This is a genomic window from Streptomyces sp. NPDC107581 (assembly GCF_055657175.1).
On sequence record NZ_JBVKBH010000002.1, the window covers coordinates 582,204 to 605,537 of the forward strand.

Here is a 23,334-nt window from a genome sequence, read left to right on the forward strand (position 1 = left end):
CATGCAGCTCGGTCTCATCGGTCTCGGCAAGATGGGCGGCAACATGCGCGAGCGGATCCGCCGCGCCGGCCACACCGTCATCGGCTACGACCGCAACCCCGAAGTCTCCGACGTCAAGAGCCTCGAAGAACTGGTCGAACGGCTCGACGCGCCGCGCACCCTCTGGGTGATGGTCCCGGCCGGCACCGCCACGCAGACCGTCGTCGACGAGCTCAAGGACCTGCTGTCCCCGGGCGACACGGTGGTCGACGGCGGCAACTCCCGCTGGACGGACGACGAGAAGCACGCCGCCGAACTCGGCATCAAGGGCATCGGCTTCGTCGACGCGGGCGTCTCCGGCGGCGTGTGGGGCCTGCAGAACGGCTACGCGCTCATGGTCGGCGGCGACAAGGAGCACGTGGAGCGGCTGAAGCCCATCTTCGAGGCGCTCAAGCCGGAGGGCCCCTACGGCTACGTCCACGCGGGCCGGGTCGGCGCCGGGCACTTCTCGAAGATGGTCCACAACGGCATCGAGTACGCCATGATGCAGGCCTACGCCGAGGGCTGGGAGCTGCTGGAGAAGGTCCACTCGGTGGAGAACGTGCGCGAGGTGTTCCGCTCCTGGCAGGACGGCACCGTCATCCGGTCCTGGCTGCTGGACCTCGCGGTGAACGCGCTGGACGAGGACGAGCACCTGGAGAAGCTGCGCGGGTACGCGGAGGACTCCGGCGAGGGCCGCTGGACGGTCGAGGCCGCCATCGACAACTCGGTGCCGCTCCCGGCGATCACCGCCTCGCTGTTCGCCCGCTTCGCCTCGCGGCAGGACGACTCCCCGCAGATGAAGATGGTCGCCGCGCTGCGCAACCAGTTCGGCGGGCACGCCGTAGAGAAGAAGGACTGAGCAACCGTGGGCGACCTCCTGCTGGTCCGCCACGGTGAGACGGAGTGGAGCCTGTCGGGACAGCACACCAGCTGGACCGACCTGCCCCTCACCACGCACGGCGAGGAACAGGCCAAGTCCCTGTCCCCGCTCCTCACCGAACGGACCTACTCCCTCGCGCTGACCAGTCCGCTGGGCCGCGCGATCCGCACCGCCGAACTGGCGGGCCTGACCGGGGCGGTGCCCGACCCGGATCTGCACGAGTGGGACTACGGCGGCTACGAGGGCGTCACCACGGTCGACATCCATCGCGCCCGTCCCGCCTGGGACCTGTGGACCGACGGCGTACCGCCCGGGCCCGAGGGCCGTCCCGGAGAGTCGCCCGAGGAGATCGGGGCCCGCGCCGACCGGGTGCTGGCCCGGGTGGAGACGGCGCTCGCCGGGGACGGCGGTGACGTGATCCTGGTGGCGCACGCCCACTTCCTGCGGGTGCTCACCGCCCGCCGGCTGGGTCTGCCGCCCGCCGAGGGCCGCCTGTTCCAGCTGGCGACCGGCACGGTCAGCCGGCTCTCCACGGAGCACGGGCGCCCCGTGATCGCCGAGTGGAACAGACACCCGTAACAGCCCTGTACGCGGCCCGGGTCACCCCGTGTGACCCGGGCCGCCGTCGTACCGCCGGAGGGGCTTCGCCGGCCGCGGCCCGTGTCCGGCTTCCGCGGCCTCCTGCCGGCCGCAGCCGGTGTACGCACCAGTGCGTTCTCCGTACGGGCCGGACGGTTCTCCCGGAAGAACCCGGCCGCGGCGCCGGGCCGTGCTTCTAGAATCACCGGCACGCGCGCACGAGCGAACCGCTCCCCCGCCCCGACGGCCCGAAGGAACCCGATGACCAGCGTCGACGAACCGGTGCGAGCCGACGGGCGGATGCGTGACGCCGCCCGCACCCGGGGCGAGATCCTCGACGTGGCCACGCAGGAGTTCGCCCGGGCCGGCTACGACGGCGCCCGGGTCGACGAGATCGCGGCCCGCACCCGCACCACGAAGCGGATGATCTACTACTACTTCGGTGGCAAGGAGCAGCTGTTCACGGCCGTGCTGGAGCGGGCGTACGGCGTGATCCGGGAGGCCGAGCAGCGGCTGGACGTCGAGGACCTGGACCCGGTCGCGGCGATCCGGCGGCTGGCCGAGCTGACCTTCGACCACCACGAGCGGCACCCGGACTTCATCCGTCTGGTCAGCATGGAGAACATCCACGGCGCCGAGCACATCGCCGCCTCCGGGAAGCTCGGGCGGCTCGGTTCGCCCGCCCTGGAGGTGATCCGCCGCATCCTGGCCGCCGGGCGGGAGTCGGGGCTGTTCACGGCCGACGCCGACGCCGTCGACCTGCATGCGATGATCAGTTCCTTCTGCTTCTTCCGGGTCGCCAACCGGCACACGTTCGCCGTCCTGTTCGGCCGTGACCTGGTGGATCCGGCACAGCGCGAGCACTACCGGACCATGCTCGGCGACATGGTGATCGCCTACCTCACGGCGGACCGGACGGCCGGCTGACCCCGTCGCGCAGGTACGTCCGGCCGGGATCCGGTCCTTCGCGCCGCCGCTCCTCCACCCTGCGCCGGGGCGGCCGAGTCGGCACGAGCTCGGCTGCCGGGCTCGGCTCTGCCGTCATGCGCTTACTCGGCTGCCGTGCGCCCCACTCGTGTGCCGTGCGCTTGACCCGTGTGCCCTGCGCTGAACCCGGACGTCGTGCGCCTTGCCCGTGTGCCGTGCGATTGGCCCGTGCGCCGTGCGACGCGGCCTATGCCGTGCGATGCGGCCTGTACGCCGTGCGCTGGGCCCGTGTGCCGTGCCATGGATCCCGTGTGCCGTGTGCTCGGCCCCTCTCGGCCCTACGGCCGTGGGTGGCGCGGCTCGTACAGGGCGAGCCGGCCGCCGCCGGGCAGCCGGAGCGCGGTGACCCGCCCCCAGCGCGCCTCCTCGACCGGCTCCGCGAACTCCACGCCCCGCTCGGCGAGTTGCTCCCGCGTCGCCTCCAGGTCGTCGCACATCAGCATCAGCTCGTGCGACGGCTCGCCGTCCGTGGGATGGCAGGCCACCTCCGCGGGCGGCGCCTGGAAGATCAGCCAGCCGTGGCCGGCGTCGACGTGCGCCCACCCGAGGACGTCACGGAGGAAGGTCCGGTCGGCCTCGGCGTTCCGGCTGTTGATCACCACATGTGCCCCATTGATCACGGGCGGAGGCTAGTGCGGGATGCCCGGCGGAGCAAGCACCCACCGGCCCGCGTCTCACCGGGAGGAGACCACCGCGGCGTCGAGCAGGGGCCCGAGCTCTCGTACGACGGTCGTCAGCGGACCCACGTCCCGTTCGGCCCGGGCCATCAGGATCGCGCCCTCCAGGGTGCTGACCATCAAGGTGGCGAGGGAGCCGGCCCGGGCGGCGGGCACCCCCATGCCGGTCAGGGCCTCGGCGACCGGGCCGCACCAGGTCGCGAACGCGGCAGCCGCGGCCTCGCGGGTGGAGGGTTCCGCGGCCGAGCAGTCCACGGTCGCTGCGGCGACCGGGCACCCGGCGGCGAAGCCGTGCGTCGCGTACTCATGGGTCCACTGGGCCGTCATCGCCGCGAACAGTCCGCTCGGCGTCGGCTCGTCGAGCCCGGCGAGGAAGTGTGCGACGCGCTTGCCGGCGTACCGGCCGGCCCAGGCCACAGCCTCGTTGACCAGCTGTTCCTTGCCGCCCGGGAAGTAGTGCTGGAGCGAGCCGCGCGGCGCACCCGCGTGCGCGGCGACGTCCCGCATACCGGTCGCGCCGACTCCGTCGCGCCGGATCAGCTGGGCCGCGCTGAAGACCATCCGCTCGCGCGGTCCGTAGCGCGTGTCGGCCATGTCCGTCCTCCGATCCTCCCGTCCACCTTATGACCGGCGTCATAACAGTCGCTACTATGACAGCGGTCATAGTCGGCCCGTCGAGCGAAGGGCAGCCCCCGTGAACGTGGGATTCATCGGTCTCGGAGTGATGGGTCAGCCCATGGCGCTGCGGCTGGCGGCCTCCGGCCTGCCCCTCGTGGTGTGGAACCGGACCCCGGAGCGCGCCGAGCCGCTGCGCGCGGCCGGCGCCGAGGTCGCCGCGGACGCCGACGAGGTGTTCGCACGGTCCGGGGTGGTCCTGCTGATGCTCGCCGACGAAGCGGCGCTCGACGGCGTCCTCGGCCGCGGCACCCCGGCCCTCGCCGCGCGGGTCGCCGGGCGGACCGTCGTCCACATGGGAACGACCTCCCCCGAGTACTCCCGCGCCCTGGAGAGCGACGTCCGAGGAGCGGGCGGGAGTTACGTGGAGGCGCCCGTCTCCGGGTCCCGCGTCCCGGCGGAGCAGGGGCACCTGGTGACCATGCTCGCCGGCGAGGAAGCCGCCGTGGCCGCCGTACGGCCGCTGCTCGCCCCGCTGTGCCGGGAGTCGTTCGGGTGCGGTGCGGTCCCGGGCGCCCTGCTGATGAAGCTGTCCGTGAACCTCTTCCTGATCACCCTGGTGACCGGACTGACCGAGGCCTTCCACTTCGCCGACCGGCAGGGCCTGGACCGGCGGCTGTTCCTGGAGGTGCTGGATGCGGGCCCCATGGCCAGCGGGGTCTCCCGGATGAAGGCGCCCAAGCTGCGCGAGCGGGACTTCGCGGTGCAGGCCGCCGCCCTGGACGTACTGAAGAACAACCGGCTCATCGCCGAGGCGGCCCGCAGGGCACATCTCGCCTCGCCGCTGCTCGACGTGTGCCACGCCCTGTTCGAGGAGACCGTGACACAGGGCCACGGCGGGCAGGACATGGTGGCCGTACTGCGGGCCATCGAGGCACGGACCGCCGAGGCACGGACCACCGAGGCACCGTAAGTCAGCCCGCTCGGTCCCCGTCGCCTCCGTCGCCCCCCTGCGGCCTCGGCCGTCTGTGGTCGGCCGCGGTCGGTCGCGGTCGGCGTCGGCCTCGGCCGCCCGACGCGGCCCCGGTCACCCCTCTCAGCCCCTGGAGATGCCGTACGCCCGCTCGACGTGCAGCCTCAGGACGAGCCGGCGGTCGCGGACCATGGCGGCCCGGTAGTCGTCCCAGTCCGGGTGCTCGCCCTGGACGTCCCGGTAGAGCCGGACCAGTTCCTCCACCGTCTCGTCGTAGGGATCCCGGGCGACCGGCGTCAGATCGGCCGTGCCCTCGGCGACCGCGTACGCCCACCGGTCGGCGGTGGTGACGTGGTAGGACGCGCGGGGGTCACGGCGCAGATTGCGGGTCTTGGCACGGTCGTCGGTCAGCGAGACACGGATGACCCGCTCGTCCGGGTAGTAGGCGTGGTTGACATTGGACAGCTGGGGGCGGCCGTCCTTCCTGAGGGTCACCAGCACCCCGCCCTTCTCCTGGGAAAGCAGCTGCAGCAGTGCGTCCTGCGTGGCGTCCTGAGTCATACCCACGTCAACTCGGCCGGGCGGGCCGCGCATTCCCGAGCCGCGCACCACGAGTAGACAGTGTCTACTACCGGCTGGTAGACACTGTCCATGACCGAGAACGACACAGGGCTGCGGTCCCGCCTGATCGACGTCGGAGTGGAGCTGGTGGCCGCCGAGGGCACCCAGGCACTGACGCTGCGCGAGATCGCCCGCCGCGCGGGGGTCTCGCACGGGGCACCGCGGCGCCACTTCCCCACCCATCTGGAGCTGCTGTCCGCCATCGCCCGGCGGGGGTTCGCCGACCTGGGCGAGCGCGCGCGGACGGCCCTGGCGGGCGGCGGTGATCCGCGCACGCAGGTGACCGAGCTGGCCGGTACCTACCTGGAGTTCGCGCGGGACAACCCCGGCATGTACGAGCTGATGTTCCGCCATGACCTGCTGGAGAGCGGGCACTTGGGGCTGCGCGGGACGAGTCTGCCGCTCTTCGGCCTGCTCGCGGATCTGGTGGGCCGGGTCCGCCCGGAGGCCGACGCGCGGCGCGCCGCGGGCGCCCTGTGGGCCAACCTGCACGGCATCGCCCAGCTGTGGCGTTGGGGCAGTCTCCAACTGGCCACCGGTGACGCCGACTTCGCACCGCTGATGGAGGCGGCTCTGCTCGCCCATCTGGGCCCGCAGGGCGACCGGTGAACCGCCGGCCGGCGCTGGCGTGCAGTGTGGCGGGCGCCGTGCTCGTCGCCCTGGACGGTACGGTCCTCACGGTCGCCCAGCCCACCCTGCAACGGGCGCTGCACGCCTCGTTCGCGCAGGTGCAGTGGACCAGCACCGCGTATCTCGTCGCGGTGGCGAGCCTGCTGGTGTTCACGGGACGGCTCGGCGACCGGTACGGGCAACGGCGGATGTTCGCGATCGGCATGCTGGGATTCGGCGCGGCCTCGGCCGGCATCGGTCTCGCGCCCGGGATCGGCTGGGTGATCGGGCTGCGGCTCGCGCAGGGGGTGTTCGGGGCGCTGCTGCAACCGGCCACGCTCGGCATGCTGCGCGCCGCCTACCCGCCGGACCGGCTGGCGATGCCGCTCGCGGTGCGCACCAGCGCGATCGGTCTGGCGGCGGCCGCCGGGCCGGTGGTGGGCGGTGCGCTGGTGAGCGGCCTGGGCTGGCGGGCGGTGTTCTTCCTCGGCGTGCTGCCGGCGACGGGCTTCGGCCTCACGGCGGTGCTGACGGGCGCGGACCGTACGCAGCAGCCCACCGCCCCTGCGGAACGGCACGCCGCACAGGGCGCGCCGGGCCCGCAGCCGCCGTCCGCCTCCCTGGACCTCCCGGGTGCCCTGCTCCTCGCGATCACGCTGGCCTGTCTCGTGCACACGCTGGCCGCGCTGCCCGGTTCCGGAGCGGCCACCGCCGCCGGGCTCACCGGTGCCGCGCTCGCCGGTGCCGCCTTCGTGCGGCACGAGCGGCGGGCCGCGAGCCCGCTGCTGCCGCCCGAGGTGATCGGATCGCGGGCCGTCGGGGCGGCACTCGGCCTGCTCGTCGCCGTGTCGGCCTCGCTGTTCGGCACGCTGTTCGTCGAGACGTACGTCCTGCAGCGCCGGCTGGGCCTCGATCCGTTCCACAGTGCCCTGCGCAGCCTGCCGTTGGCGGTGCTGATGGTGCTGTCCGCCCCGCTGTGCCCGGTGCTGTTGCGCCGGGTGGGGGCACGGTGGACGGCGGGAGGGGCGACGGCGGCGCTCGCGCTGGGCGTCCTGGTGCTGTCCCGGGCCACCGGCGTGCTTGCGCTCGGCTCCGGATTCGCGCTGCTCGGCGCCGGATTCGGCACGGTGATGGTGGCGGCCACCCATGTCGTCGTACGGCGTGCGGACGTGGCGGTGGCCGGAGTGGCGGGCGGGCTGCAGCAGACCGCGCTGAACGTCGGGCCCCTCGTCGGCGTGGCCGCGGGCACCGCGCTGATGGGTGCGGGGCCACGCACGGCGCTGCTCACGCTCGCCGCCGTGGCCCTGTGCGCCGTGCCCGTGGCGCGTGCGCTGCCGGGCCGCGGCGTCGCGTCGATCACACACACCCCTGATGAGCAGGCCCGAGCCGGTGTTCCTGCGCGACCATGAGGTGTCAGGTCGTCCCGGCCGGACCGCACGCGCACGATGCGACCGAAGGAGAGCGATGGCCCAGCTGCGACAGGAAGTCGGCCCGGAAGAAGTCGGGTTGGACGCCAAGGCCCTCGACCGTCTCGACCGGCACTTCGCCCACCACGTCGACGGAGGGCGGCTGCCCGGCTATCTGGTGGCCGTGGCCCGCGGCGGCCGCGTCGCCCACCTCACCGTGCACGGCCACCGGGACATCGCGGCGGGGCTGCCGGTGGAGGCCGACACCCTGTGGCGGATCTACTCCATGACCAAGCCCGTCACGGCGGTCGCGGTGCTCCAGCTGGTGGAGGAGGGCCGGCTGTCCCCGGACGACCCGGTCGACCGGTACCTTCCGGCGTTCGCCAACCCCCGTGTGTACGAGAGCGGTTCGGGTACCGGGATGCGCACGCGCCCGGCCGACGGTCCGATCCTGATCCGGCATCTGCTGACCCACACGGCGGGCCTGACCTTCGGCTTCTACCACCAGCACCCCGTCGACGCGCTCTACCGCTCCTCCGGCCTGGAGTACTCCGTGCCACCGGGCGCCGACCTCGCCGAGACGGTCGAGGTGTACGCGAGCCTGCCGCTGCAGTTCGAGCCGGGCACGCAGTGGAACTACTCGGTCGCCTCCAATGTGCTGGGCCGGGTGATCGAGGTGGTCTCCGGACAGCCGCTGGACGAGTTCTTCGCCGAGCGGATCTTCCGTCCGCTCGGCATGACCGACACCGGATTCCACCTCGCTCCCGAACAGATCGCACGACTCGCCGAGTTGTACGGCGAGACGGAGGACGGCGGCATCACGCCGGTGCCGGGGCTGCCCGTGCACGGCAGACCGCGGTTCCTGTCCGGCAGCGGCGGCATCGTGGCCACGGCCGGGGACTTCCACCGGTTCATGGAGATGCTGCGCCGGGGCGGCGAGCTGGACGGCGCCCGCCTGCTGTCGCCCGGCACGGTCGCCCGGATGACCCGCAACCAGCTGCCCGGCGGGGCGGACCGCCGTTCCTTCGGCTCCCCCGTCCACCAGGAGCGGAGCAACGACGGCCTCGGCTTCGGCTTCAACGTCTCCGTGGTCGTCGACCCCGCCCGCACCCTGGTCCCGCAGGGCCTCGGCACCTACGGCTGGACCGGCGTGGCCACCACCGCCTTCTGGGTCGACCCGAGCCACGATCTGACCGTGCAGTTCATGACCCAGGTACGGCCCAGGACGCTGAAGGTCTTCCCGGAGCTGCGCCGGCTGGTGCACGAGGCGTTGGTGGACTGACGGCTCGGCCACGGCCCTTCCCCGGGGAAGTCACCACCGCGGGCCGGCACGGGACCGTGCGGCGTCTCGCTCACGGTCCGCCGACCGGGCCGTGGGGTGAAGATCCGCTGCGGGGTGCGGCACGGTCACACCACGGTGGTCTCGGGGCGCGGGGCGTCGTCCGTGAACCGGCCGGCACCGAGCGGACGGACGTCCAGGAAGGGCGCGCGGCCGAGGTACAGGTCGCGGACGATCTCGCCCACGGCGGGTGCCTGCAGGAAGCCGTGCCCGGAGAAGCCGGTCGCGTACAGGAAGCGGTGCACCGAAGGCGCCTCGCCGATCAGGGCGTTGTGGTCGGGGGTGTTCTCGTACAGGCCCGCCCAGCCTCCGGTGCGGCGCAGGTCGAGCAGGGCGGGGCACGCCGCTGCATCGCCTCGCACAGCCGGGGGATCCAGCGGTCGTGGGTGCCGGTGGCGAAGCCCGGCCGCTCGTCCGGGTCGGACATGCCGAGCAGCAGGCCGGGGCCCTCGGCATGGAAGTACAGGCTGGTGGTGAAGTCGATCGTCATCGGCAGCCCGGGCGGCAGACCCGGCACCGGTTCGGTGACGGCGATCTGCCGGCGCAGCGGCTCCACCGGGAGGTCGACGTCCACCATCGCGCCGATCGCCCTCGACCAGGCGCCGGCCGCGCAGATCACCGTGTCGGTGGTGATGCGGCCCAGGCTGGTGGTGAGGGCGGTGACGCCGGCGCCGTGCCGTTCGATGCCGGTGACCTCGGTGCGGCGCAGGATGCGGGCGCCGTGGGCACGGGCGGTGGCCGCGTAGCCGTGCACGACCGCCTCCGGCGTGCAGTGGCCGTCGTCCGGGGACCAGGCGGCGGCCGGCAGGCCGTCGGTGGTGATCAGCGGCGAGAGCCTACGGGCCTCCCCCGGGGTGAGCATCCGGCTGGGTACGCCGAGGGAGTTCTGCAGCCGGACCCCCGCCTCGAAGGAGGCGACCTGCCCGGGCGTGGAGAGCAGGAACAGATAGCCGACCCGGTGCAGCCCGATGTCCTGGCCGGTCTCCTCCTCGAACCTGGCGAAGGCCTCCAGGCTGCGGGCGCCGAGCTGGATGTTCAGTGCGTCGGAGAACTGCGCCCGCACCCCGCCCGCGGCCTTGGAGGTGGAGCCGGCGGCGAGTTCGTCCCGCTCGACCAGGACGACGTCCCGGACCCCGGCGCGTGCGAGGTGGCAGGCGATGCTCGTGCCCATCACTCCGCCGCCGACGACGACCACGCGGGCCCCGAGGTTCACCCGGCTGCCTCCCTCGCGGCGCGGATCACGGCCCAGGCGGCCGCCGCGTCCTGGATGCCGAGTCCGACGCTGTTGTAGTACAGGATGTCCGAGGGGGAGGTGCGGGCGCCACGGTGCCCGGTGAGCACCTCCCCGAGCGGGACGAGGTCGTCCGGGGCGAGCAGACCGTCGCGCAGGGCGTCCACCACCGGTCCGGCGTGCCCGGCCGCCGTTCCGGCATCGTCGACGACGACGGCGGCGGCACGTCGTAGGACCTCGGGGTCGGCCTCCCGGCGGGTGGGCTCGAAGGAGCCGATGCTGACCACTGTGCAGCCGGGTGCCAGCCATGCGCCGCGCACCACCGGTGTCGTGCTGAGGGTGCAGGCGGCGACCACCGACGCCCCGGTCACGGCCTCCTCGGCGCTGTCCGCCGCCCGGACGGGCACCCCGAGCACGCCGGCCAGGCTGTCCGCTGCGGCCGCGCGCCGGTGCGGGTCGGGGCTCCACAGCCGTACCGCCGTCACCTCGCGCACCCGGGAGATCATGCGGGCGTGGGCGAGGGCCTGGGTGCCGGAGCCGAGCAGGGCCAGTTCGGTGCGGCCGGGCACGGCCAGGGCGTCCACGGCGACGGCGCTGCCCGCGGCCGTGCGCAGCGTGGTGAGCGCGGTGCCGTCCAGCACGGCGGCGAGCCGGCCGGTCTCCGGGTCGAGCGCGGTGACGACGGCGTGCACGGTGGGCAGTCCGGCCGCCGCGTTGCCCGGGTTGACGCTGCCGAACTTCGCCACCGCCCCGGTCTCCTTGGACAGCCGGGAGACGTAGGCGAAGACCACGCTGTCGTCGAAGCGGCTCGGCTCCATGATCTTCCCGGGCTGGTCGGCCTCACCGGTGCCGAGCGCGGTGAAGGCCGCCCGCTGGGAGGCGATCGCCGCGTCCGCGTCGAGCAGCCGCGTCACCTGGGCCGCGGAGAGGAAGAGGACTTCGTCGTCGGTCATCCCCTGATCCTGTCCGGACGGCCGCCCGCCGAATCAGGAGCCGTGGGCGACCGCGTCCAGGTGGGGCAGGATGTGATCCATCCGCTCCCGCTTGGTGCGCAGATAGGTGATGTTGCTCTCGCACGGCTCGATCAGCAGTGGCACCTGCTCGGCCACCTGGATGCCGTGCCGCACCAGCGCCTCGCGCTTGCGCGGGTTGTTCGACAGCAGCCGCACCGAGCGCACCCCGAGGTCGTGCAGGATCTGCGCGGCGACACCGTAGTCGCGGGCGTCGACGGGCAGGCCGAGCGCCAGGTTCGCCTCGACCGTGTCCAGCCCCTCCGCCTGCAGGGCCATCGCGCGCAGCTTGGCGAGCAGGCCGATGCCGCGGCCTTCGTGACCCCTCAAGTAGACGACGATGCCGCTGCCTTCGGCGACGACCGCACGCATCGCCGACGACAGCTGGTCGCCGCACTCGCAGTGCTGCGAGCCGAAGGCGTCTCCGGTCAGGCACTCGGAATGCAGCCGCACCAGAACGTTCTCGGTGCCGATCTCACCGTGGACGAGGGCGACTTGCTCGTCACCGCGGTCGTGGTCCAGGTAACCGATCGCCTGGAATTTCCCGTACACGGTGGGCAGCGGTGCATTCACAACGCGTTCCGCACCCGAACGCCGCGGGGACTTCTTGCCGAGGATGCCGATGTTTTCTGTCATGATCTGATTCCTAAGCAGAGACGAAAGGCCGGGAAAAGATGAGTGGTTCGGGCGCGCGTACGGCGGCATACGGGGTAGTGCCGGCAGACACTACGGAAGACGTACGGATGCGGGGGGCGGGCGTTTCAGCACAGGTCGCCGTCCTTCCCGTCGGCAGCTTCGAACAGCATGGTCCCTTCCTTCCGCTGGCGACCGACACGCTCGTCGCCTGTGCCGTGGCACGGGAGATCGCCGAGGCGTATCCGGTACACCTCCTTCCGCCGGTGACGATCGGCTGCTCGCACGAGCACGCGGCCTGGCCGGGGACCGTCAGCATCTCCGCCGTGACCCTGCATGCGGTGGTCCGGGACATCGCGGACTCGCTGCGCCGCTCCGGTGTGGACGCGCTGGTCGTGGTCAACGGGCACGGCGGCAACTACGTGCTGGGCAATGTCGTCCAGGAGGCCTCCGCGCGCGGGGAGAAGGCGGCGCTGTTCCCGGCCGCCGAGGACTGGGAGGCGGCCCGGGAGCGGGCCGGGGTGCTCACCTCGCTGCTCACCGACATGCACGCGGGGGAAATCGAGACCTCGATTCTGCTGCACGCTCACCCCGAATTCGTCCGCCCTGGTTACGAGTCCGCCGATTTCACCGCGGACGACCGTCGTCATCTGCTCACCGTGGGAATGTCCGCCTATACCGAGTCGGGCGTCATCGGCCGTCCTTCCCTGGGCTCGGCGGAAAAGGGGAAGGAACTGCTGGCGAGCCTGGTGGAATCCTTCGGCGCGACGTTCGCATTGCTCACCTCGGCCGACGGGGCCGGGGACGAACGGGGATAGCCGCGCAGCCCGGTGTACCAGCGGGCGACGAGGACGACGGCGCCGGGCAGGCTTGCCACGAAGCTGAGCACGCCGTACACCACGGCGACGGTGACTCCGCTGCTCGCGCCGAGTCCCGCGGCGCCGAACGCCCAGGCGGTGACGCCCTCGCGGGGGCCGAAACCGCCGACGTTCAACGGCAGGCCCATGGCGACCAGGGCGAGGACCGCGAGCGGGAGCAGCACCGGTACGGAGGCGGCGGATCCGGCGACCCGGGCCGCGACGACGAACATCGCCACGTGTCCGGCCAGGACGACGGCCGAGGCCAGCGCGACACCGGGGCCGGCCTGCCGGGACAGCAGCCCCTGCCGCGCCTCACCGAGGGCGGTGCGCAGCGCGCCGCGTCGGGCCGGGGCACGGTTCATGCGGAGCGCGAGGACGACGGCGAGCGCGCCCACGGCGGCCAGGGCCGCGAGCGGGGCGAAGCCGCGGACGTCGTCCCGGACGGGCGACGGCAGGGTCAGCAGCACCGCCGCACCGAAGACGGTCAGCGCGATCTGCCCGGCGACCCGCTCCAGTACGACCGTCTTCACACCGCGGCGCAGATCACCGGCGCTCTGCCCGTGCCGGACGGCCCGGTGCACATCGCCGAGGATCCCGCCGGGCAGCGCCGCGTTCAGGAACAGCGCCCGGTAGTAGTCGGCCACCGCGGGTCCGAACGGCAGCCGGATCCGCAGGCCCCGGGCCACCAGCTGCCAGCGCCACGCGCTGAACACGGTGGTGACCACGCCGATCCCCAGGGCCGCGAGCAACGTCACGGTGTCGATCCGCCGCAGCCCGTCGAGCAGGACGCCGGTGCCCAGCCGCCAGAGCAGGGCGGCGAGGATGGCGACGCCGACGACCGTGCCGAAGTGGGTACGTACGGTACGGGAGTTGAGGCGGGAGAAGAAGGTGCGGGGGGCGCTGCGCCCGGTGGGCCCGGAGGCGTCGGGCGCCGCGGGCTCGGGCGTGCGGGGGCGCGGGAACCCGGCCGGACCGGCACTCGGCGCACCCGCGTCCGCCGAACCCAGGGGCTGCACATGCACGTCGGTCGCACCCGCAGCCTTCGCATGCACGTCGGTCGTGCCCGGAGCCTTCACATGCACGTCGGTCGCACCCGCAGCCTTCGCATGTACGTCCGTCGCACCCGGGGACTTCACATGCACGTCGGTCGTGCCCAGCGGAGTCCTGCGTGCCGGGGCGTCCAGCGGTATCGGGCGCGGGCGCGTGCCGGTGCGCACCGCCTGGCCGTTCATGAGGTGCCGCCCGTCGGCCGGGGCAGGGCCAGCAGGTCGCTGTGCTGGACCACCACCCGCAACTCGCCGGCGGCGCAGGCGGCCAGGCGCTCGGTCAGATAGCTCTCGGCGCGATCGCGTAGTTCGGGCCGCTGTTCGACGGCCGCGCCGACCCATCCGCGCAGCCACTGTTCGGTCAGCGCGGACTCGGCGTGACCGAGCCGCCACGGGCTCGGATGCACCTGTACCGTCGCTCCGCGTTCGGCGAACGACTCGCAGGCGACCGTGACCGCGTCCGGACCGAGCAGCCCGGTGCGCCGCTGGTGGGCGTTGAACGCCTCGGCGATCTCGGCGTCCAGCGGGTGGGAGGGGGTGAGTTCGACACGGCCCGCGACGGACAGGGTGAGCAGGGCCGGGCAGCCCGCGCCCGCGCAGGCGTCGGCGAGGCTGTCGATCTCCTCGTGGGTGAGGACGTCCAGCAGCGCCGAGGCGGTCACCAGCGAGGCCCCGGCCAGCGCGTCGGGGGTGATCCGGGCGAGGTCGCCGCGCCGCGTCTCGACCGTGACCCGGCTGCCGTCGGCGGCGGACCGCGCGGAGGCGACGGCGGCGAAGTGCAGCAAGTAGGGGTCGCGGTCGTGCAGGATCCAGTGCTGGGCGCCGTCCAGGCGGGGCGCGAGCCAGCGGCCCATGGAGCCGGTGCCGCAGCCCAGGTCGTGCACGACGAGACCGCCCGCCCGGCCCGGCACGGTGGCCAGCCGGATCCGCAAGGCGTCCAGGAGGTCCTCCGACCGGGCGGCGGCGTCGACACCTTCGCGCAGCTGCAGCCACTCGGGCGCGTACCGCGGCGCCTCCTCCGGCTCGTCGTCGCGCAGCCGCACCGTGGCCCGCTCGCCGGGGCGGGCCACGGGCCCGGCGCCGGCGATCACCCCGGACGGACCGCTCTCGTGCCCTGCCACCCCGGACGGGCAGTTCTCCTGCGCCGCGGTGCCCGGCGCGAGCTCCTCGCCGTCGCGGGCGAACTCCGTTTCGCGGGGCCCGGGCTGGGCCGGGATGCCCCCGGTCACCGTCGTCGTGTCCGTCATGCCACCCTCCTCGGTGCTTCGGGAAGCCGGCCGAGGACCGCGGCCAGGCTGCGGGCGGTCGCCGCCCAGCCGCCCAGAGCCGCGCGGCGGCTGCGAGCGGCTGCCTTCAGCCGGCGGCGTACATCGGGTTCGCCGAACCAGCCGCGCAGTTCGGCGGCGAGCGCGGCGGGGTCCTCCGGCGGGACGAGGATGCCGGGGACGCCGCCGTCGGGGGCGCGGCCCACCGCCTCGGGCACACCGCCGACGTCGGTCGCCAGCACCGGGATCCCTCGGGCGAGCGCCTCGGTGATCGCCATGCCGTACGTCTCCGCGTACGAGGTGAGGACCATCAGGTCGGCCGCCGCGTAGCCGGCGTCGAGTGCGGCGCCGGTCTGCGGTCCGGCGAGCTGCAGGCGGTCCTCCAGGCCGTGCCGGCGGATCAGGTCCCGCAAGTGGGCGACGTACTCCGGGTCGTTGGTCAGTCCGCCGATGCACACGCAGCGCCAGGGCAGGTCGGTGACCGCGGCCAGTGCCTCCACCAGCCGGTGCTGGCCCTTGCGCGGGGTGACGGCGGCGACGCACAGCAGCTGGGAGACGCCGTCGGTGCCGGGCGCGAGGGGTGCGATGTCGGCGCCGGGGGCGGCGACATGCACCCGTTCGGGGGCCAGGCCGTGGTGCGAGACGAGTCGGCGGACCGCCCAGTCGCTGGTGGCGACGACCGCGGGCACGGCCCGCAGCACCGCCCGCTCGCGGGCGTCCAGGTCGGCGGCCACGGCGGCGTCCAGGCCGGTCTCGTCGCCGAGCGGCAGATGCACCAGCACCGCGAGCCGCAGCCGTTCGGCCTCGGGCACGACGACCTCCGGGACACCGCAGGCGACCAGTCCGTCCAGCAGGACGACGGTGTCGTCCGGCAGGTCCCGCAGCATGCGGGCGAGCGCGTCGCGGTCTTCCGGCCGTGGGCGCGGCCAGCTGCCGGGCACCGCGTGCCGCACGGCCTGCCAGCCGAAGCCCGGCAGGTCCAGGCAGACCCGGCGGTCGTAGGCGTTGCCGCCGCTCGGCATGGCCGGGTCGTCGACGCCGCCCGGCATCACGAAGTGCACGGTGCGCAGGGACATGGGGACGATCCCGGCGTTCTCGGCGGCGGAGGGGGCGGGCGGGGCGAAGGAGACGGAGGAGGCCGTGGGGGCCGCGGACGGGGCGGACGGCTGCGCGGGCAGATAGGCGAGCCGTGCCTGTTCGGTCTTCTCCAGGGTCAGATCGGTCACAGCGCACGCTCGTAACTCGCCCAGGCGATGTGCGACTCGTGCAGGGTGACGGCGATGCCCGAGAGTCCCTTGGCGCCCTCGCCGAGGGCCCCCTTGTGGACGCGTTCGGCGAGCCGGTCGGCGATGACCTTGGCCAGGAACTCGGTGGAGGTGTTGATCCCGGCGAACTCCGGCTCGTCGTCGAGGTTGCGGTAGTTCAGCTCGCCGGTGACGGCGCCCAGTTCCTGGGTGGCCAGGCCGATGTCGACGACGATGTTGTCCTCGTCCAGCTGCTCACGGCGGAACGTGGCGTCCACGAGGAACGTGGCGCCGTGCAGTCGCTGCGCGGGACCGAACACGTCGCCGCGGAAGCTGTGGGCGATCATGATGTGATCGCGGACGGTGATGCTGAACAACGGACGACCCTCCAGGTGCGGCGCGTCTGGTGCCCCCGGTCGATTCCCTGCCGGGGGATGACGTGTAGTACGGCTCTTCGCTTCCCCGCGTTCAGCCCTCCCTCACTCTTTTCTCAGGTCAGGCCGTTCTCGCCGTAGGAGATGCGGTGGCACAGGGCCGGGATCTCGCCGGAGGCGAGCCTGGGCATCAGCTCCGGCAGTTCGTCGAAGGCGCTCTCCCCGGTGATGAGGGCGTCCAGTGCCGGGTCGGCGAGCAGGTCGAGGGCGAGCGCCATCCGCTCGGCGTAGCCGCGGCCGGCCCGTGCGGACGGGGAGACGGTGCCGACCTGGCTGCTGCGCACGGTGAGCCGGCGCGAGTGGAAGGCCTCGCCGAGCGGCAGGGCGATGCGCCGGTCGCCGTACCAACTCAGTTCGACGACCGTACCTTCGGCGGCGAGGAGTTCGAGGGAGCGGCCGAGGCCCTGCTCGGTGGCGCTGGCATGGATGACGAGGTCGCAGTCGCCCAGGGCGTCGGCGGGTGCGGCGAAGTCCACGCCGAGCGCCTCGGCGGTCTTCGCGCGGGCCGGGTCGGCGTCGACCAGTTGCAGCCGTATCCCCGGGAAGCGGGCGAGCAGCGCCGCCACCGAGCAGCCGACCATGCCGCCGCCGACCACCGCGATACGGTCACCGATCTGCGGGCCCGCGTCCCACAGGGCGTTCACGGCGGTCTCCACGGTCCCCGCGAGAACGGCCCGCCGGGCGGGCACCCGCTCGGGCACCACGGTCACGGCGTTCACCGGAACGACGTAACGGCTCTGATGCGGATACAGGCAGAAGACCGTACGCCCGACGAGCGCCTCCGGTCCCTCCTCGACGATGCCGACGTTCAGGTAGCCGTACTTCACCGGGCCGGGGAAGTCGCCGTCCTGGAACGGCGCCCGCATCGCGGCGTGTTGGCTCTCGGGCACCCCGCCGCGGAAGACCAGTGTCTCGGTGCCGCGGCTGACTCCGGAGCAGAGCGTGCGGACCACGACCTCGTCCTCGGCGGGGTCCGCGAGAGTGATGTCACGCAGCTCGCCGTGGCCCGGTGAGCGGAGCCAGAACGCGCGGGCCGACCGGTTCATCGGCATCCTCCTGAACGATCGGGAAGTTGTTCACGTACCGAGAAGTGCACAGGCCGCGCACAGTACGCGGCGTTGATCGACTCTGTCACTCGGCCGGAGGGTGTGCGGTGGCCCTGAACAACACTTTTGACGCGAGGCTCCAGCAGGAGACCGCCGTGGGAGCGGGTGTACAGCTCCTGCTGCTGGCCCTGCTCGGCACGGCGATCGGCATGGGGCCGGCCGGCTGGCTGACGGGGCTGGCCTTCGCGTTCGCCACCTGGGCGGTCCTCTCCCGGGCGCTGCACCGCTCCCGGCTCAGCTCCTTCGGGCCCGCCAACCGGGTCACCCTGGGCCGGGCCACCCTGGTCGGCGGGGTGACCGCGCTGGTCGCCGACTCCTTCGAGAGCGCGCCGCCGGTCACGCTGCTGATCGGCCTGACCGCCGTGGCGCTCATCCTGGACGGCGTGGACGGCAAGGTGGCCCGCCGCACCGGCACCTCCAGCGCGCTCGGCGCCCGGTTCGACATGGAGGTCGACGCGTTCCTGATCCTGGTGCTGAGCGTGTACGTGGCGATGCAGCTGGGCCCGTGGGCGCTGCTCATCGGCTCCATGCGCTACGCGTTCGTCGCGGCGGCCCGCGTCGCCCCCTGGCTGAACGCCCCGCTGCCCCCGTCCTTCGCCCGCAAGACGGTCGCCGCCATCCAGGGTGTCTGCCTGCTGCTGGCGGGCGCCGAGCTGCTGCCTCACGCGGCCAACCTGGCGGTCGTACTGCTGGCGCTGGGCTCGCTGGTGTGGTCGTTCGGGCGGGATGTGCTGTGGCTGTGGCGGAACTCCCGTTCGATCGCGCACGAGGCGGTCGCCGAGCCGAGGGTGCTGGAGCTCGCGGCACGCTGAGGGCGCATGGGGAAGGGCCCGGACCGGTAGCCGGTCCGGGCCCTTCCCCGTGTGCCTACGACCGTGCGGAGCGGACCCGGACGATCGCGAACGCGGCGGCCGCGAGGCCCAGGACGCCCACGATCAGCCCGGCGATGCCGAGGCCGCGGGCCGTGGAGTCACTGGCGTCCGCGGCCTTGGACGTGCCGGCGGACGTGCTCTTCGCCGGCGCGGCAGCGCTGTCACCGGCGGCGGTCCCACCGCCCGCGGTGAGCTTGAGCACCGGCGCCGGGTTCTCCGGCTCGTCCCCGCCGCTCGGCTCCTCGATCCAGCGCACGACCTTGTTGTCGGAGTAGGTCTGCAGCGTCTTGAACGACAGCTGGTCGGTGTCCTCGGGCAGCTGGCCGAAGGCGACGTCGAAGTCCTCGTACTGTCCGGCGCCGATCTTCCCGCCGGTCCAGGTGATCTCGGAGGCGGCTTCGGTGATGGTGCCGTCGTCGGTCTTGACCGGCTTCTTGAGCTTGGTGGTGGTCACCTTGGCGGTCCAGCCGGCCTGCGGGTGGACCAGGACGCCGAGGACGGGGTGGTCGGTGGGCAGGAAGACCTGCACCTTGGTGGTGGAGGCGTTGTCCTCCTCGTTGGGCACGCGGAAGGTGAGCACGCCGTCCGTGGCCCCCTTGGCGTAGCTCTCCGGGTGCACGGTGACGTGCGCGGAGGCGACGCCGGCCGCGGCGAGGAGCCCGGCGGCGGTCAGGGCGGTGAGGGTGCCGGCACGGCGCAGGGTGATGCGTGTCATGGACATGAGTAAGTGGATCTCCGTACGGGTGACGTGTGTGGGTGATCAGGCCGGGTACGGGATCGGAGCCGGGGGTCCACGGCGGCTCACCGCGTGCCGCAGCGCGGGCCGGCGGGGCGGCTCGGGACCGGCCGGGGCCCGCAGGGCGGGGCCGGCGGGGACGGGCAGCCGGGCGCCGCGCCACCAGGCGACGAGCCCCGCCGGCACGAGCACGACGGCGCGGCGCAGCAGCGACCACAGCGCGGCCTCGCCCTGCCTGAGCCACCAGGAGGCGATCAGGGCGGCGAGGAGGTGCGCGGCGGTGGCGTGGGCCGTCGGGTGGGCGTGCATCGGCTGGGCCCGGGTGTGCATCATCGCCATGGCGTGACCGGGCATGGATGCCATGCGCAAGGAACCCGCAGGGACCGGACTGGTACCCCGATGGGCCGCGTCGAAGGCGATGTGCAGGCCGGCCTGGGTGAGGAGCATGACCGCGCCGATGCCGGCCAGCGACCGCTCCCGTCGTCCGCCGAGCGCCCAGCCGAGCGCGAAGACGGCCAGGAAGGCGACGGCGTCCGCCCACAGCGGCGGCATGTCCCCCATGGCCAGACCGTGCCCGACGGCAGCCAGCAGCACACACACCGCGGCGAACACCGCGGCGCGCAGGCTCCTGGTCGCCGACGACGCACTCATGGTGAGGGATCCTCCCATGGTCGGGTGATACGTACGGCACCGATGCCCTGTTCAGTCACCCGTCCGGCCGTGGCGGCGACGGACGGGCCCGGGACGCCGCAGGCCACCCACGGATGCCACCGCCGACGCGCCGAGGACGGCAGCAGCGGTGCCGGGGCGAGGACTGACCGGGGGCCGCGGGAATGCGGACCGGTGGGCAGGGGCTCCCGTTCCCCCGCCCACCGGTCGTCCGGGCCCCGGCTCAGGCGGCCCGGCGTGTGTGGCCGCGGTGGACGCGGACGATGTCCGCGTACCGGTGTCCGCTGCCCTTGATCGTGCGCACCTGGGTGCGGTAGTCGACGTGGACGAGTCCGAAGCGCTTCGCGTACCCGTACGCCCACTCGAAGTTGTCCAGCAGCGACCAGGCGAAGTAGCCGGCCAGCGGAGCGCCCTTGCGGGCCGCCGAGGCGCAGGCGGCCAGGTGCTGCTCCAGGTACTCCTGGCGCTCCGGGTCGTCGACGGTGCCGTCGGGGCGGACCACGTCCGGGAAGGCCGAGCCGTTCTCGGTGACATAGATCTTCCGTGGGCCGTACTCCTCGGTGACGCGCAGCAGCAGCGTTTCGATGCCGCTCGCGTCGATCTCCCAGTCCATGCCGGTGCGCGGGACGTCCGGGCGGCGCACGGAACGGACCCGGGGGGCGGGGGCGTCGGGGTCGTCGGCGATGTACGCCGGGAAGTAGTAGTTCAGGCCGAGCCAGTCCAGCGGTGCCGCGATGGTCTCCAGGTCGCCCGGCTCCTCGGGGAGTCCGACGCCGTACGTCTCGACCATGTCGGCGGGGAAGCCGCGGCCGTGCAGCGGGTCGAGCCACCAGCGGTTGACATGGCCGTCGTGGCGGCGGGCCGCCGCCAGGTCCTCGGGGCGGTCGGTGGCGGCGTGCACGGTGGAGAGGTTGTTGACGATGCCGACCTGGGCGCCGGGGGCGGCGGCGCGGACCGCCTGCGTGGCCAGGCCGTGCCCCAGGAGCAGGTGGTAGGAGGCGCGTACGGCGGCGGTCAGGTCGGTCCGGCCGGGGGCCATCCTGCCCTCCAGGTGGCCGATCCAGGCCGAGCAGGAGGGTTCGTTGAGGGTGGCCCAGAGCTTGACGCGGTCGCCGAGGCGCTCGGCGACGGCCGAGGCGTACTCGGCGAACGCGAACGCCGTCGCCCGTTCCGGCCAGCCGCCGCGGTCCTGGAGCACCTGCGGCAGGTCCCAGTGGTAGAGGGTCACGCACGGGGTGATGCCCGCCTCCAGCAGGGCGTCCACCAGCTCGTCGTAGAACGCGAGGCCCTTGGGGTTGAGCGGGCCGTCCCCGCCGGGGATCACCCGGGGCCAGGCCACGGACAACCGGTAGGCGTTGACGCCGAGCTGCCGCATCAGGGCGAGGTCCTCGCGCCAGCGGTGGTAGTGGTCGCAGGCGACGTCGCCGTTGTCGTCGTTCGCGACCTTCCCCGGGGTGTGCGAGAAGGTGTCCCAGATCGACGGTGATCGGCCGTCCTCGGCGACGGCCCCTTCGATCTGGTACGCCGCTGTGGCCGTACCCCACAGGAAGTCGTGCGGGAGTGCGGCGAGGTCGATGCGTTCGGACACGGAAGTCCCTTCGAGGTGTGCGGATCCGGTCACTTGACGGCGCCTGCGGTCAGACCGGCGACGAGATAGCGCTGAAGGAGCAGGAACCCGGCGACCACCGGCACGCTCACCACGAGCGAGGCGGCCATGATCTGGTTCCAGTAGACGTCGTTCAGGGTGGAGTAGCCCTGGAGGCCGACGGCCAGGGTCCGGGTGGTGTCGTTGGTCATGACGGACGCGAAGAGCACTTCTCCCCACGCGGTCATGAAGGCGTAGACGGCGACCGCGACGATCCCGGGGATCGCGGCCGGTACGACGACCCTGAGGAGCGCGCCGAGCGGTCCGCAGCCGTCCACCAGGGCCGCCTCGTCCAGCTCGCGCGGCACCGAGTCGAAGTAGCCGATGAGCATCCAGATGGAGAACGGCAGCGAGAAGGTCAGATAGGTCAGGATCAGCCCGCCGCGTGAGCCGAACAGGGCGATGCCGGTGGCGTTGCCGATGTTGACGTAGATGAGGAACAGCGGGAGGAGGAAGAGGATGCCCGGGAACATCTGCGTCGACAGGACGGTCACCGTGAAGACGCGCTTGCCGCGGAATTCGTAGCGGCTGACGGCGTAGGCGGCGAACACGGCGATGACCACCGAGCAGATCGTCGCCGCGCCCGCCACGATCAGCGAGTTCACGAAGTACTTCGCGAGCGGGACCGTGGACCAGATGTCGATGTACGGCCGGAAGGTCAGCCCGCTGGGCAGCCAGCGGAACTTGCCCGTGACGTCCGCGAGGGGCTTCAGCGAGCTGGAGACCATCACGTACACCGGCACCAGCACGAAGCCGGTGAGCAGGGTGAGGAAGATCCGCCGGGACCACAGGAACGAGCGGGGCGGCGCCATCGGGGATCTGGAGCTGGACATCGCTGATCCGGAGCTCGACGTCGCGCGGCCGGGGCTGGACATCGCGGAGCCGGGGCTAGACATCGGCGGTCCTCCGTCCGCGCGAGGTGACCAGCAGGTACACGCCGGTCACGACCAGCAGGAAGAGCAGCAGCAGCACGGACATGGCGGAGCCGGTGCCGAAGTTCCAGGTGACGAAGGAGGCCTGGTAGATGTGGACCGAGACGAGGTCGGCGGCCTCGGGTGCGGCCTTGCCGAACAGGACGTACGGCGTGTTGAAGTCGTTGAAGGTCCACAGGAACAGCACCAGGACCAGCACCTGGTTGACCGGGCGCAGCGAGGGCAGGGTGATGCGGCGGATCTGCTGCCACATCCCGGCGCCGTCCAGCGCGGCCGCCTCGTACAGCTCCCTCGGGATGTTCTGCAGGCCGGCCATCACGATGAGGAAGGCGAACGGCCAGCCCTTCCACACGGACACGGTCAGCAGGGCGTAGAAGCTGTTGTCCCCGATGAGCCAGAAGGAGGGCTTGCCGGTGAGATGGAGCTGGTCGTGCAGGACGTGGTTCACCAGGCCGTTGTCGTGCTGGAACATGAACACCCAGGTGATGACGGCCGCGTAGACGGGCAGCGCGTACGGCACCAGGAACAGGGCGCGCAGCAGACCGCGGCCGCGGAAGGTGTCCTGCATGAAGACGGCGGCGGCGGTGCCGGTCAGCCAGCACAGGGCCACCGACAGCAGCGTGAATCCGACGGTGACGAAGAAGGAGTGCAGCAGCGCCTCGCCGACGGGCGCGTCGAAGTCCACCGACACCTTGTAGTTGTCGAGGCCCGCCCAGGGGGCGGTGCCCCAGTCGCGGATGTAGAACTGGGTGAGCTCCTTGAAGCTCATCACGACGCCGATGACCATCGGCACCAGGTGGACGAGGAGTTCGAGGAGCAGGGCGGGCAGGAGCAGCAGGTACGGCAGCGAGACGCGGCGGATCCGCCCGGTGCGGCGGCGGGGTCCGCGCGCCGCACCGGGGGACGTCCTGCGCACCGGCTCCTTCAGAGCGGTGGTCGTCATC

Annotated in this window: 23 protein-coding genes and 2 pseudogenes; 9 read left to right on the plus strand and 16 right to left on the minus strand. The window is 72.8% G+C overall.

Annotated features, from left to right (window positions below; genetic code table 11):
• Window position 1: 1 nt before the first annotated feature.
• From gnd to ACZ7P3_RS06145, 3 genes are all read left to right on the plus strand, one after another.
• The gene (gene gnd / locus ACZ7P3_RS06135; protein ID WP_472079247.1) at window positions 2-880 is read left to right on the plus strand and encodes a phosphogluconate dehydrogenase (NAD(+)-dependent, decarboxylating); all 879 of its coding nucleotides are present in this window, start codon (window positions 2-4) and stop codon (window positions 878-880) included.
• A gap of 6 nt (window positions 881-886) precedes the next feature.
• On the plus strand, window positions 887-1,480 hold the full coding sequence (locus tag ACZ7P3_RS06140; RefSeq protein ID WP_472079249.1) for a histidine phosphatase family protein: 594 nt from the start codon (window positions 887-889) through the stop codon (window positions 1,478-1,480).
• Window positions 1,481-1,741: 261 nt separating this feature from the next.
• Entirely contained in the window at window positions 1,742-2,407 is a 666-nt protein-coding gene (locus ACZ7P3_RS06145; RefSeq protein ID WP_472079251.1) for a TetR/AcrR family transcriptional regulator, read from the plus strand.
• Between the two features lie 338 nt (window positions 2,408-2,745).
• On the opposite strand, the gene ACZ7P3_RS06150 is transcribed toward ACZ7P3_RS06145, so the two are convergent.
• Window positions 2,746-3,087 (minus strand): VOC family protein, encoded by a 342-nt coding sequence (locus ACZ7P3_RS06150; protein WP_472079253.1) that lies wholly within the window; start codon window positions 3,085-3,087, stop codon window positions 2,746-2,748.
• A gap of 54 nt (window positions 3,088-3,141) precedes the next feature.
• The gene (locus ACZ7P3_RS06155) at window positions 3,142-3,738 is read right to left on the minus strand and encodes a TetR/AcrR family transcriptional regulator (RefSeq protein WP_472079255.1); all 597 of its coding nucleotides are present in this window, start codon (window positions 3,736-3,738) and stop codon (window positions 3,142-3,144) included.
• Here ACZ7P3_RS06155 and ACZ7P3_RS06160 point away from each other — a divergent pair.
• The gene (locus ACZ7P3_RS06160; RefSeq protein WP_472079257.1) at window positions 3,737-4,732 is read left to right on the plus strand and encodes an NAD(P)-dependent oxidoreductase; all 996 of its coding nucleotides are present in this window, start codon (window positions 3,737-3,739) and stop codon (window positions 4,730-4,732) included. The two genes, ACZ7P3_RS06155 and ACZ7P3_RS06160, sit on opposite strands and share 2 nt — an antisense overlap.
• A 123-nt stretch (window positions 4,733-4,855) precedes the next feature.
• On the opposite strand, the gene ACZ7P3_RS06165 is transcribed toward ACZ7P3_RS06160, so the two are convergent.
• Entirely contained in the window at window positions 4,856-5,293 is a 438-nt protein-coding gene (locus ACZ7P3_RS06165; RefSeq protein ID WP_472079259.1) for a PPOX class F420-dependent oxidoreductase, read from the minus strand.
• Between the two features lie 90 nt (window positions 5,294-5,383).
• Here ACZ7P3_RS06165 and ACZ7P3_RS06170 point away from each other — a divergent pair, with 90 nt between their 5' ends.
• Genes ACZ7P3_RS06170 through ACZ7P3_RS06180 form a run of 3 tightly spaced genes read left to right on the plus strand, consistent with a single transcriptional unit; the run spans window position 5,384 to window position 8,650 of the window.
• Window positions 5,384-5,962, plus strand: coding sequence for a TetR/AcrR family transcriptional regulator (locus ACZ7P3_RS06170; protein WP_472079261.1), 579 nt, complete (start codon window positions 5,384-5,386; stop codon window positions 5,960-5,962).
• On the plus strand, window positions 5,959-7,371 hold the full coding sequence (locus ACZ7P3_RS06175; protein ID WP_472079263.1) for an MFS transporter: 1,413 nt from the start codon (window positions 5,959-5,961) through the stop codon (window positions 7,369-7,371). The genes ACZ7P3_RS06170 and ACZ7P3_RS06175 overlap by 4 nt, the downstream gene beginning before the upstream one ends.
• 55 nt (window positions 7,372-7,426) lie before the next feature.
• Complete coding sequence (locus tag ACZ7P3_RS06180) at window positions 7,427-8,650, plus strand: serine hydrolase domain-containing protein (protein WP_472079265.1); 1,224 nt, start codon at window positions 7,427-7,429, stop codon at window positions 8,648-8,650.
• A gap of 125 nt (window positions 8,651-8,775) precedes the next feature.
• Here ACZ7P3_RS06180 and ACZ7P3_RS06185 read toward each other — a convergent pair.
• The 3 genes and pseudogenes from ACZ7P3_RS06185 to ribA all read right to left on the minus strand — a co-directional run bounded on the left by ACZ7P3_RS06185 (window position 8,776) and on the right by ribA (window position 11,584).
• A pseudogene (locus tag ACZ7P3_RS06185) lies at window positions 8,776-9,920 on the minus strand (NAD(P)/FAD-dependent oxidoreductase).
• A complete protein-coding gene (locus ACZ7P3_RS06190) occupies window positions 9,917-10,891 on the minus strand; it encodes an ornithine cyclodeaminase family protein (RefSeq protein WP_472079267.1) in 975 nt (324 codons plus the stop codon). The pseudogene ACZ7P3_RS06185 and the gene ACZ7P3_RS06190 overlap by 4 nt, the downstream one beginning before the upstream one ends.
• Before the next feature lie 33 nt (window positions 10,892-10,924).
• A complete protein-coding gene (gene ribA, locus ACZ7P3_RS06195) occupies window positions 10,925-11,584 on the minus strand; it encodes a GTP cyclohydrolase II (protein ID WP_472079269.1) in 660 nt (219 codons plus the stop codon).
• 38 nt (window positions 11,585-11,622) lie between these two features.
• On the opposite strand from ribA, the gene ACZ7P3_RS06200 reads away from it, so the two are divergent.
• The gene (locus ACZ7P3_RS06200; RefSeq protein ID WP_472079271.1) at window positions 11,623-12,399 is read left to right on the plus strand and encodes a creatininase family protein; all 777 of its coding nucleotides are present in this window, start codon (window positions 11,623-11,625) and stop codon (window positions 12,397-12,399) included.
• A gap of 53 nt (window positions 12,400-12,452) precedes the next feature.
• Here ACZ7P3_RS06200 and ACZ7P3_RS06205 read toward each other — a convergent pair.
• The 5 genes and pseudogenes from ACZ7P3_RS06205 to ACZ7P3_RS06225 form a co-directional block, all read right to left on the minus strand.
• Window positions 12,453-13,673 (minus strand): annotated as a pseudogene (locus ACZ7P3_RS06205) (lysylphosphatidylglycerol synthase transmembrane domain-containing protein); the annotation flags it as partial.
• The gene (locus ACZ7P3_RS06210; RefSeq protein ID WP_472079273.1) at window positions 13,670-14,734 is read right to left on the minus strand and encodes a methyltransferase domain-containing protein; all 1,065 of its coding nucleotides are present in this window, start codon (window positions 14,732-14,734) and stop codon (window positions 13,670-13,672) included. The pseudogene ACZ7P3_RS06205 and the gene ACZ7P3_RS06210, both read right to left, overlap by 4 nt.
• Window positions 14,731-15,978 carry a glycosyltransferase family 4 protein gene (locus tag ACZ7P3_RS06215; RefSeq protein WP_472079275.1) on the minus strand — a complete coding sequence of 416 codons (1,248 nt, stop codon included), beginning with the start codon at window positions 15,976-15,978 and terminating at the stop codon, window positions 14,731-14,733. Before ACZ7P3_RS06215 ends, ACZ7P3_RS06210 begins: the two co-directional genes overlap by 4 nt.
• Window positions 15,975-16,373 carry a 6-pyruvoyl trahydropterin synthase family protein gene (locus ACZ7P3_RS06220; RefSeq protein WP_472079277.1) on the minus strand — a complete coding sequence of 133 codons (399 nt, stop codon included), beginning with the start codon at window positions 16,371-16,373 and terminating at the stop codon, window positions 15,975-15,977. Before ACZ7P3_RS06220 ends, ACZ7P3_RS06215 begins: the two co-directional genes overlap by 4 nt.
• A 113-nt stretch (window positions 16,374-16,486) precedes the next feature.
• A complete protein-coding gene (locus ACZ7P3_RS06225; protein ID WP_472079279.1) occupies window positions 16,487-17,476 on the minus strand; it encodes a zinc-dependent alcohol dehydrogenase in 990 nt (329 codons plus the stop codon).
• 107 nt (window positions 17,477-17,583) lie between these two features.
• Between ACZ7P3_RS06225 and ACZ7P3_RS06230 the strand changes: the two genes are divergently transcribed.
• Window positions 17,584-18,348, plus strand: a complete 765-nt coding sequence (locus ACZ7P3_RS06230) for a CDP-alcohol phosphatidyltransferase family protein (RefSeq protein ID WP_472079281.1) — start codon at window positions 17,584-17,586, stop codon at window positions 18,346-18,348.
• A 55-nt stretch (window positions 18,349-18,403) separates the two neighbouring features.
• On the opposite strand, the gene ACZ7P3_RS06235 is transcribed toward ACZ7P3_RS06230, so the two are convergent.
• The 5 genes from ACZ7P3_RS06235 to ACZ7P3_RS06255 form a co-directional block, all read right to left on the minus strand.
• Entirely contained in the window at window positions 18,404-19,129 is a 726-nt protein-coding gene (locus ACZ7P3_RS06235) for a YcnI family protein (protein ID WP_472079283.1), read from the minus strand.
• A gap of 39 nt (window positions 19,130-19,168) precedes the next feature.
• Entirely contained in the window at window positions 19,169-19,795 is a 627-nt protein-coding gene (locus ACZ7P3_RS06240; RefSeq protein ID WP_472079285.1) for a hypothetical protein, read from the minus strand.
• Between the two features lie 241 nt (window positions 19,796-20,036).
• Window positions 20,037-21,401 carry a GH1 family beta-glucosidase gene (locus ACZ7P3_RS06245; RefSeq protein ID WP_472079287.1) on the minus strand — a complete coding sequence of 455 codons (1,365 nt, stop codon included), beginning with the start codon at window positions 21,399-21,401 and terminating at the stop codon, window positions 20,037-20,039.
• A gap of 29 nt (window positions 21,402-21,430) precedes the next feature.
• Window positions 21,431-22,270, minus strand: coding sequence for a carbohydrate ABC transporter permease (locus tag ACZ7P3_RS06250; protein ID WP_472079437.1), 840 nt, complete (start codon window positions 22,268-22,270; stop codon window positions 21,431-21,433).
• A gap of 76 nt (window positions 22,271-22,346) precedes the next feature.
• Entirely contained in the window at window positions 22,347-23,333 is a 987-nt protein-coding gene (locus ACZ7P3_RS06255) for a carbohydrate ABC transporter permease (RefSeq protein WP_472079289.1), read from the minus strand.
• Between the last annotated feature and the right edge of the window lies 1 nt (window position 23,334).